We start from the raw sequence: 10,522 nt of genomic DNA on the forward strand, positions 1-10,522 counted from the left end.
GATATCCCTTTTTTCCTGATAGAGAAACACCCTTATTACGTACAAACAGATACAATTACAGGAGAAACAAAGGAAATACCTTTCAAGAATTTTTTAGATCAATGGGTAATAAAGAATTATAGATATCCTCAGGAAGCTGTAGAAAAAAAGATAGAAGGCAGAGTAATCGTACAACTCAGGATAGATAAAAAGGGTATTCTTTCTATAAAAGAAATTATAGGGCGTAATCCCCTCTTGGAAGAAGAAGCCTGTAGGATATTTGACGGATTCCCTCAGTTCTCCCCTGCCCTACTAAGAGGCAAGCCTGTAAATATTCTCTATAACTATCCTATCGTATTCAGACTCGCTAACTGACTTGTATATGTAGAAAATAAATTGTAATTTTATTTCTTAAAAATATTATGAAAGTAAGTAGGATTCTATATTTTATAGCTATTATTTTTAGTTCTTTTCCCTTGCTAGCACAGGAAGAGGAGGATATCCCTTTTGTCCTGATAGAAAAACAGGCGCGTTGTCTTTATACTGATGATAAAGGGAATACTATACAAATCTCTTTAAAAAAATGCTTGGATGACTGGGTGCTTGATAAATTTCGTTATCCCCAAGAAGCCATAAAGAAAAAAATACAAGGTAGGGTGGAGCTAACACTTCTGATAGATAATAAAGGCGTTCTCACTATAAAAGAGGTAGAAGCGAAAGAGCCAATTTTAGAAAAAGAAGCTCGAAGGATATTCGAAGGTTTTCCCCAAGTGGCTCCGGCAGAGCAGCGAGGAAAACCTGTACCGACGATCTATAAGTATCCTATTGCCTTTAAGATGGATTGAGAAATAGAGCTTATTTATCCATCAGATTTGATTTTTCTACAAACTCTCAAAAATGATTTCTAAAATAAGAAAATTTTATGAATGAACATCTTAAGCAACTAGAAGCAGAAAGTATTTATATGATGCGCGAAGTAGCAGCGCAGTTTGAGCGCCCTGCACTCCTTTTTAGTGGAGGAAAGGACTCAATTACCTTGGTACATTTGGTGATAAAAGCCTTTGCTCCTATGAAGATTCCTTTTCCTCTGGTACATATTGATACAGGACACAACTTCCCCGAAGCCATCGCTTACCGTGATGCTCTCGCCAAGCGTATCGGGGCTGAGCTGATTGTTCGCCAAGTGGAAGATACCATTAAAGCTAAAGGACTTACTGAACCCAAAGGAAAATTTGCGTCTCGTAACTGGCTACAAACTCATACATTACTTGATACGATTGAAGAATTTCACTTTGATGCTTGTATAGGTGGAGCACGTCGTGATGAGGAGAAAGCACGGGCAAAGGAGCGTTTTTTTTCGGTTAGAGATGAATTTGGGCAATGGGATCCTAAGCTCCAGCGTCCCGAGTTGTGGAATATCTATAACGGACGAATCCACAAGGGAGAAAATGTACGTGTATTCCCCATTTCCAATTGGACAGAACTAGATGTATGGAGCTATATCCAGCAGGAGAATATAGAACTTCCCTCTATCTATTTTGCTCATAATAGAGAGGTAATTGAGTACGAAGGTCGCCTGATAGCAGTTTCTCCTTTTATTCAGATAGATGAGAATGATAAAATCCTCAGTAAGCAAGTACGTTACCGCACTGTAGGTGATATGACCTGCACTGCTGCTGTAGAGAGTACAGCCACTACATTGGAAGAAGTAGTACGTGAAATTTCTGCCTCTCGTATTTCCGAGCGTGGAGAAACCCGAATCGATGACCGCGTTACTGAAGCTGCTATGGAGGATAGGAAAAAAGGAGGATATTTTTAAAAAATGACATCTTGTCAGTTTCTTCTTTTGGCATAATTTTAGTGATATATAAAGAGTAACAAAATAAGAATTAAAAGATTATGATACTTTATTATGTGATTATTGGAGCCATTGCTCTGGTGAGTTGGCTGGTGAGTAATCGTTTGCAAAGCAAGTTTGATTATTATTCTAGGGTGCATTTGCGTAATGGAATGAGTGGAGCAGAGATAGCCCAAAAAATGCTTCAAGACCACGGTATCTATGATGTAAAAGTCATTTCAACTCCTGGGAGGCTCACAGACCACTATAACCCTGTGGATAAGACGGTGAATCTCAGTGAAGCTGTATATAACCAACGTAATGCCGCTGCCGCAGCAGTAGCCGCTCACGAATGTGGGCACGCTGTACAGCACGCACAGGCATATGCTTGGCTTACCCTTCGTTCTCAGCTAGTTCCTGCAGTGAATATTTCTTCTAATATTTCACCGTGGCTTATTTTTGGAGGTCTTCTTCTAGGAGCAGGAGTTAAGGTAGGTTTTGGCTATTATCTGGCATTGTTTGGGATTATACTTTTTGCAGTAACTACTCTTTTTTCCTTTATCACATTACCTGTAGAGTATGATGCAAGTAACCGTGCTTTGGCGTGGCTTAAGAATAAAAATATGGTTTCCCAACAGGAATATGCAGGGGCTGAAGACTCCCTTAAATGGGCAGCTCGTACTTACTTAGTGGCGGCTTTAGGTTCCTTAGCTCAGCTCCTTTATTGGGCTTATAGGCTTGTGGGAAGTAGTAGAGAATAACGATTTAATTAGTTGAAAAAGTGGATTTAGAAAAAATACCTCATATCAAGCACTTACAATCCAATAACTTCTTCCTCTTGGCGGGACCTTGTGCTATAGAGGGGGAAGATATGGCTTTGCGTATAGCAGAAAGGATTGTGAAAATTACAGATTCTCTTGAAATACCCTATATATTCAAGGGGAGCTTTAAGAAGGCAAATCGTAGCCGAATAGATTCTTTTACAGGAATTGGAGATGAGAAAGCGCTGAAGATTCTACAGAAAGTCTCTCAGACCTTTCAGGTGCCTACTGTAACCGATATTCACGAAGTAAAAGATGCGGAGTTTGCCGCTCAGTACGTGGATGTATTACAAATTCCTGCATTTTTGGTTAGGCAAACAGACTTGGTAGTTGCAGCAGCTCGCACAGGAAAGGCTGTAAACCTCAAGAAAGGACAGTTTATGAGTCCAGAGAGTATGCAGTATGCTGTTCAGAAAGTACGTGATTGTAAAAACGAGCAGGTTTGTATTACCGATAGGGGTACGATGTTTGGTTATCAGGATATGATAGTAGATTTCAGGGGAATCCCTACAATGCGACAGTATGCCCCTGTAGTACTGGATATTACCCATTCTCTACAGCAACCTAACCAGACCTCAGGGGTTACGGGAGGACGTCCAGATATGATTGAGACCATTGCCCGTGCAGGTGTTGTCAATGGAGTAGATGGAATTTTTATAGAAACGCATTTTGACCCTGCCAACGCCAAAAGTGATGGGGCAAATATGCTTCATCTAGACTTGCTTGAGGGCTTACTTGCGCGCTTGGTAGCCATCCGAAAAACAATCAATTCTTTCTAAATAAAAGGGCTATGAACGAACAAACAGCTTATGCAAAGACCATTACAGGAATCTATAATAAGGTATATCAAGGGAAAAATATAGGAAAAATCCCTACTTATATCCCTGAACTCCTTAATATCAGTCCTGATAAGTTTGGAATAGCTATTCATACACTAGAGGGAAATACCTTTGGAATAGGGGATTATCAAGAAAAATTTTCTATACAGAGTATAGCCAAGGTGCTTTCTCTTTCTCTGGCATATGATATTTTCGGGGATAGTATATGGGAGCGGGTGTCGGTAGAGCCTTCGGGAACATCGTTCAATTCATTATTACAACTAGAAGCTAATAATGGGATCCCTCGTAACCCCTTGATTAATGCAGGGGCAATAGTTATCTGTGATATTTTACTGTCTCATTTTAAGAATGCTGAGGAAGGATTCTTGAATTTTGTGAGAGAATTAGCCAATGATCCTACTATTAACTATTCTCAAGCCATAGCTTCTTCTGAAAAAGAAGTGGGATACCGTAATTTTGCACTCTGTTACTATATAAAATCTCTTGGAAATATAGAAAATGAGCCCGAAAAAGTTTTGGATTTCTATTTTAAGCTCTGTTCTATAGAACTAACCTGTGAATCGCTAGCTTATGTATTCACTTTCTTAGCCAATGATGGAATTACACTCCATAATCAAAAGCGCATACTTCCACACATATATACCAAGCGTATCAATGCGATTATGCAAACTTGTGGTTTTTATGATGAGTCTGGCGAATTTGCCTTTCGAGTAGGACTTCCAGGTAAGAGTGGCGTAGGAGGAGGGATTGTAGCTATTATGCCTGGTCATTATGCAATTGCTGTATGGAGCCCACGCTTGAATGACAAGGGAAATTCTTACCGAGGTGTAAAGTTCTTGGAAGGATTTACAATGCAAACACAGATTTCTGTTTTCTAAAATTTGAAGTGATTGATAGAAAAATATTTTTGTTTGAAGGAAGAAGGTATAAATGAAATGTTTATACCTTTTTTAGTTGGTCTACAAGGACTCGAACCTTGAATTACAGAGCCAGAATCTGTTGTGTTACCATTACACCATAGACCATTGTGTATTGTGGGGCAAAGTTACGACTTTTTTTTGAATTACACAATAAAAAAAGCAACCAATTAAGATTGCTTTTTTCAAATAACTTTAAACTATAATAATATGATTAACCCAATTCAGAAGAATTTCTAAATTGTTGGTCTACAAGGACTCGAACCTTGAATAACAGAACCAAAATCTGCTGTGTTACCATTACACCATAGACCAATTCCCAATTGCGGTGCAAAGGTACAACTTTTTTTTGAATCTGCAAGTTTTTTGAGAAAAAAAATAAAAAAAATCTTGTTCAAAATTATTTAGGTCAATAAAATAAATATTCTTACCTTTGCTTCGTTTTTTTAAAAAGATAAAAATGGAGCTACAGAAACATTTTGATAAGTATAATCTCATTACAGGTTGGAGTGTCTTTTTTATAGCCTTACTAACATATATTAGTACTGTGGAGCCCACTGTAAGTTTCTGGGATTGTGGAGAATATATAGCTACTTCAGCGAAGTTAGAAGTAGGGCATCCCCCAGGAGCACCTTTCTTCCAGATGGTAGGGGCTTTCTTTGCTTCCTTTTCTCCCTCACCTGAGAAAACAGCTTTCTTTGTGAATCTTATTTCAGTATTCTCAAGTGCTTTTACGGTATTATTTTTATATTTTATCATCGTAAATCTTACAAAGAAACTCATTTTAAGCAAGGAAGCTACCCTTTCTCAAGGAAGTGCAATTGCCTTATTAGGGAGTGGAGTAGTAGGAGCACTAGCTTATGCTTTTTCAGATAGTTTTTGGTTCAATGCGACTGAAGCAGAGGTATATGCAATGGCAATGCTCTTTATGTCAGCAATGTTCTGGTTAGGGCTTAAGTGGACAGATAATCTGGATTCTCCACGGGGCGATAAGTGGTTACTCCTTATATCACTTACTGTGGGGCTTTCCTTTGGCGTCCATTTTATGGCGTTATTGACTATTCCAGCCATAGGAATGCTCTATTTCTTCCAGTCTCACTTTAAGAAGACTTTCTGGAACTTTATTATAGCTAATATTCTGTCTATTTCTATTCTATTATTGATATTTAAGCTGATACTTCCTTATACATTAGCTCTTTTTGGCTATTCAGAAGTGTTTTTTGTAAATGAATTAGGCTTACCTTTTAACTCTGGGACTATTTTTGTAGGAATTATACTGATTATTTTCTTTGTTTTTGTACTGAATTATAGTAAAAAGAAGCAAAGACCTCTTCTACAGACAGCTACACTGTGCTTATTATTCATTTTTATTGGTTTTTCTTCTTGGTTAATGATTCCTATCCGAGCCAATGCAGGTACAGTAATTAATGAAAATAGTCCTACCGATGCCCGCTTGCTTTTGGCTTATTATAACTTAGAACAATATCAAAAAACATACCTTTTCAAGGGGCCTATGTATACCGATATGTTTGCACCTACTATTGATTATATAGATGAGAAGCCTAAGTATGAGCGTGATTATAAGGCAGGAAAATATATCATTGTTAATAATTATAAAGATGCTTTGGAGGCACCTAATCCCGAGCACGTAGGACTTCTGCCTCGTATGTGGAGTAGTGAGCACGCAGCTAACTATATGATTCTTACCTCTCCAGTGAAATATACAATTGACCCTGAATATTATGGGGAACAGGAGACAAGCCTTATTAATAGAGAGCTTCAGGCAAGCCTTATGAAGGGTGATTACGAGCGTTATACCCAGATTCTGCGTACTTATCAGGATAAATTTATTGTGGAAAAGCCTTCTTTCTTCGATAACTTATGGTTTATGTTCCGCTATCAGTTTGATTATATGTATGTTCGCTACTTTATGTGGAACTTTGTGGGGCGTCAGGATGATATCCAAGGAAAGATGTTCAATAATCACGGGAATTGGATTTCAGGAATTTCTTTTATTGATGAATGGCATACAGGTTATCCTCAGTCCAATTTGCCTTCCGATGACTTAAATAATAGAGGTAGAAATACCTATTTTTTCCTTCCTCTACTATTAGGATTAGTGGGGCTCTTCTTTCAATATAACAAAAGCCAACGCCAATGGTGGGTAGTATTTATCTTATTCTTATTCACGGGCTTAGCCTTGAAGGTATATCTTAATGAACGTCCTTTTGAACCACGAGAAAGGGACTATGCCTTGGTAGGTTCTTTCTTTACCTTCGCCATATGGATAGGAATGGGAGTATATGGACTTTATTCTCTCCTGAGGGAGAAAATAACGGCGAAGCTTCTTGCTCCAGTGGTGGTTATAGTGTGCCTTTTGGTAGTACCTGGTCGTATGCTGGCAGAGAACTGGGATGATCATAACCGTTCAGGACGTTATACAGCTAGAACTTTGGCAAAGAGTTATCTGGATTCGGTGTCCAAAGACAATGGAGCAATGATATTCTCTATAGGAGATAATGATACTTTCGGGATGTGGTATATGCAGGAAGTAGAGCACTATCGTACTGATGTAAGGGTAATTAATACCTCTCTTTTGGGAACCGATTGGTATATAGATCAAATGAAGCGCAAAGCCTATACCAGTGATCCTATCCCCTCTGAACTAGTACATTCTCAGTATGCTTATGGGGTACGGGATGCAATTTATTTCCAAAAAAGAACAGATAATATATATCTCATTAAGGACTTTATGGAGTGGGTGAAAAGTGATGATCCTAAGAAAAAAATGAAGATTAAGCGTGAAGGAGAGAATAAACATATTCTCTACTCTAGCTACCCAACTAATAAAATCCGTATTCCTGTCAATAAAGAAAATGTATTGGCTAGTGGTATTGTAAAGCCTGAAGATGCAGATAAAATAGTTGAATATATTGATATTACCCTTCCTTATGGAATGGGGAAAAATCGCTTGCTAATGCTTGATATAATCGCTAATAATGATTGGAAACGTCCTATTTACTTTACAGGAGGTAGTTATAGTGATGATGAATATATCTGGATGCGAGATTACCTCCAACTAGATGGACTTGCTTACAAGCTCGTACCTATTAAGACGCCTATAGATAAGGAAAATCCTTATGATATGGGGCGTATTGATACCGATCTGATGTATGACATTGTTAATACTTGGGATTGGGGAAATATGGACAATCCTCATATCTATCACGATCCAGAAACTCGCCGTAATAGCATCGTATTCCGAAGTAATCTGGCACGCCTTACCGAGGCACTTATAAATGAGGAGAAAATAGAGAAAGCTAAGCATATCCTTGACCTAGCAATGAAGCGTATCCCAGTGAATCATTTTGGATATTATTTTTCTATAGAACCTTTTATTGCGGGTTATTATCAGGTGAATGAGCCTGAGAAGGCACGTAAAATATTCCTAGAGGTAGCTCAGAAATATCAGGAACGATTGGAGTATTATCTGACCCTTTCCAGAGGTGATTTTCAGGCATTGTATGAGGATCTTTCGCGAGACTTGACCCGATATAGAAGCCTATTACTGATTCTTTCGGAAGAGGATGAAAAATTTTCACAACAACAGGAACAAGTGTTTGATTCCTATATAGATAAGCTCACCCACCTTGCTAGGCGTTATGGACTTCTACAACAGCAAGCGCCTCAGCAAGCACCTCCTTCGGAAGAAACTTCTTCCAATGAGCAGGAATAATAATCAAAAGAGGCTAACTTATAAAGTTAGCCTCTTTCTAGGTTTAAAAAAGAGTTCTTACTTTGCTTTATTTTGTGAAATAAATAGTTTTTTTATTTCTGAAAAAGCTATATTTTTGCACCTCAAATAAGCACTATGGCAGAAAAACACCATTACAAAGGACTTACCGATGCGCAAGTTCTTGAAAGTCGTGCCAAACACGGCGAAAACTCTCTTTCATCAGTAGAGGGTGAACCTCTTTGGAAGCAATTCTTAGAGAAATTTACTGACCCTATTATCATTATTTTGTTGGTAGCCCTTGTTTTTTCATTTGGGGTATCTGCCTATGAATTTACGGTACACAATGTGGGTATTAGCGCTTTCTTAGAGCCTGTAGGTATCCTCTTTGCTGTACTTTTGGCTACTGGAGTGGCTTTCTATTTTGAACAGAAAGCTAACAAACAATTTGAAATCCTCAATCAAGTAAACGATGAAATTTACTATAAAGTAATTCGCAATGAACGCATTACCCAAGTGCTCAAAAAAGATATTGTAGTAGGTGATGTGGTTATCTTAGAAACAGGAGAAGAGGTGCCAGCCGATGGAGAACTTCTTGAAGCTGTATCGTTGCATGTGAACGAATCGACGCTTACGGGAGAGCCTATGGTACACAAAACTACCAATCCTGCCGATTTTGAAGCTGAAGCTACTTACCCCTCTAACTACATCTGTCGCGGGACTTCAGTATCCGATGGACACTGTATTTTTGAGGTGAAAAAAGTGGGTGATGCTACCGAATACGGTAAAGTGTTTGAAGGTGTACAGATAGACAATAGCGTAAAAACCCCGCTCAACGAGCAGTTAGACCATTTGGCAGAAATGATTACCAAAATCAGTTATGCAATAGCTGCTTTGGTGATTGTAGGTCGCCTTATCGTGTATTTCACCAGTGCTGACCATAGTTTAGACACAATCGACTGGGTATCGTTTGGAGGTTACCTACTCAACACCGTGATGATTGCCATTACCGTAGTAGTAGTAGCCGTGCCCGAAGGCTTGCCAATGAGTGTTACCCTCAGTTTGGCATATAGTATGCGCAGTATGATGGCTACTAACAACCTCGTGCGCAAGATGCACGCTTGTGAAACGATGGGAGCTACTACCGTGATTTGTACTGACAAAACGGGTACGCTCACCCAAAACCAAATGACCATCTACGAAACTTTTTTCAACGCGGGTACCGATGAGAAACTTATAGCCGAATCTATGGCGGTGAACTCTACCGCTTATCTCGATTTCACCGATAAAGATAAACCCAGCGTATTGGGTAACCCTACCGAAGGGGCTCTCCTCTTGTGGCTCTACGGCAAAGGCACTAACTACTTGCCGATACGCGAAGAGAGCGAGGTATTACAACAACTCACCTTCTCTACCGAACGCAAGTATATGGCTACTTTGGTACAATCGCCTACCCTTGGCAAACCTATGTTGTACGTAAAAGGAGCCCCTGAAATTGTAATGACTTTCTGCCACGAAGGCGGTAAATTCCTTTCTGATATTTCACAAGCCGATTTTGAAGCTAAACTCTTGCAATACCAAAACCAAGCGATGCGCACTATCGGTTTTGCGTATAAAGTGATTGACGACCCTAAAGCAATTATCTCAGAAAACGGCAAGCTCGTAGTAAACGGCTTGCATTTTATAGGTATCACTGCCATATCTGACCCTGTGCGCCCTGATGTACCTGCTTCTATTGAAGAATGTATGCACGCAGGCATTCAGGTGAAGATTGTAACTGGAGATACCCCTGGCACCGCAAGAGAAATCGCTCGCCAAATACGTTTGTGGGACGATACTTGCACCGACCGCAACCAGATTACCGGCGTAGAGTTTGCAGCAATGAGCGATGTCGAACTTTTAGACCGCATAGGCGACCTACGTGTGATTTCACGCGCACGTCCGCTTGACAAAGCTCGCTTAGTAAACCTACTCCAACAAAAAGGTGAAGTAGTAGCTGTAACCGGTGATGGTACTAACGACGCTCCCGCCCTCAAAGCTGCGCAAGTAGGTCTTTCAATGGGTGATGGAACCTCAGTAGCTAAAGAAGCCTCAGATATCACCATTTTGGACAACTCATTCAGCAGTATTGGTAAAGCCGTAATGTGGGGGCGCTCGCTTTATTTGAACATTCAGCGTTTTATCCTCTTCCAGATGACCATCAACGTAGCAGCGTGTATCATCGTGCTTATTGGGGCTTTCTTAGGGGTAGAATCACCGCTTACTGTAACCCAAATGCTTTGGGTGAACCTCATTATGGACACCTTTGCTGCTTTGGCGTTAGCATCATTGCCACCAAGCAACCGCGTGATGAACGACAAACCACGTGCGCGTGGCGCTAATATCATCAGCTCTCC

Annotated in this window: 8 protein-coding genes and 2 tRNA genes; 8 read left to right on the forward strand and 2 right to left on the reverse strand. The window is 39.7% G+C overall.

Annotated elements, in window-relative coordinates:
* The 6 genes from RYK20_RS09980 to RYK20_RS10005 form a co-directional block, all read left to right on the forward strand.
* Window positions 1-354 (forward strand): energy transducer TonB (locus RYK20_RS09980; RefSeq protein ID WP_314895309.1); only part of this gene is annotated, 354 nt, incomplete at its 5' end.
* Window positions 355-401: 47 nt separating this feature from the next.
* Window positions 402-824, forward strand: coding sequence for an energy transducer TonB (locus RYK20_RS09985; protein ID WP_314895310.1), 423 nt, complete (start codon window positions 402-404; stop codon window positions 822-824).
* 77 nt (window positions 825-901) lie between these two features.
* Window positions 902-1,798 carry a sulfate adenylyltransferase subunit CysD gene (gene cysD, locus RYK20_RS09990; RefSeq protein ID WP_314895311.1) on the forward strand — a complete coding sequence of 299 codons (897 nt, stop codon included), beginning with the start codon at window positions 902-904 and terminating at the stop codon, window positions 1,796-1,798.
* A gap of 80 nt (window positions 1,799-1,878) precedes the next feature.
* Complete coding sequence (locus RYK20_RS09995; RefSeq protein WP_314895312.1) at window positions 1,879-2,577, forward strand: zinc metallopeptidase; 699 nt, start codon at window positions 1,879-1,881, stop codon at window positions 2,575-2,577.
* Between the two features lie 20 nt (window positions 2,578-2,597).
* Window positions 2,598-3,416 carry a 3-deoxy-8-phosphooctulonate synthase gene (kdsA, locus tag RYK20_RS10000; protein WP_314895313.1) on the forward strand — a complete coding sequence of 273 codons (819 nt, stop codon included), beginning with the start codon at window positions 2,598-2,600 and terminating at the stop codon, window positions 3,414-3,416.
* 11 nt (window positions 3,417-3,427) lie between these two features.
* Entirely contained in the window at window positions 3,428-4,354 is a 927-nt protein-coding gene (locus RYK20_RS10005) for a glutaminase (RefSeq protein WP_314895314.1), read from the forward strand.
* A gap of 76 nt (window positions 4,355-4,430) precedes the next feature.
* On the opposite strand, the gene RYK20_RS10010 is transcribed toward RYK20_RS10005, so the two are convergent.
* Window positions 4,431-4,501 (reverse strand) — tRNA-Gln (locus RYK20_RS10010).
* 136 nt (window positions 4,502-4,637) lie between these two features.
* A tRNA-Gln gene (locus tag RYK20_RS10015) sits at window positions 4,638-4,708 on the reverse strand.
* 145 nt (window positions 4,709-4,853) lie between these two features.
* On the opposite strand from RYK20_RS10015, the gene RYK20_RS10020 reads away from it, so the two are divergent.
* Entirely contained in the window at window positions 4,854-8,129 is a 3,276-nt protein-coding gene (locus RYK20_RS10020) for a DUF2723 domain-containing protein (protein WP_314895315.1), read from the forward strand.
* Between the two features lie 135 nt (window positions 8,130-8,264).
* Window positions 8,265-10,522, forward strand: a 2,258-nt coding sequence (locus RYK20_RS10025; RefSeq protein ID WP_314895316.1) for a calcium-translocating P-type ATPase, PMCA-type, incomplete at its 3' end; no start/stop codon positions are given.

Source organism: uncultured Capnocytophaga sp., assembly GCF_963525585.1.
GTDB lineage: Bacteria > Bacteroidota > Bacteroidia > Flavobacteriales > Flavobacteriaceae > Capnocytophaga.

Bases quoted from the DNA above. Each gene is read 5' to 3' on its own strand.
- RYK20_RS09985 (WP_314895310.1), top strand. From the start codon at position 402: ATGAAAGTAAGTAGGATTCTATATTTTATAGCTATTATTTTTAGTTCT.
- cysD (WP_314895311.1), top strand. From the start codon at position 902: ATGAATGAACATCTTAAGCAACTAGAAGCAGAAAGTATTTATATGATG.
- RYK20_RS09995 (WP_314895312.1), top strand. From the start codon at position 1,879: ATGATACTTTATTATGTGATTATTGGAGCCATTGCTCTGGTGAGTTGG.
- RYK20_RS10005 (WP_314895314.1), top strand. From the start codon at position 3,428: ATGAACGAACAAACAGCTTATGCAAAGACCATTACAGGAATCTATAAT.
- RYK20_RS10020 (WP_314895315.1), top strand. From the start codon at position 4,854: ATGGAGCTACAGAAACATTTTGATAAGTATAATCTCATTACAGGTTGG.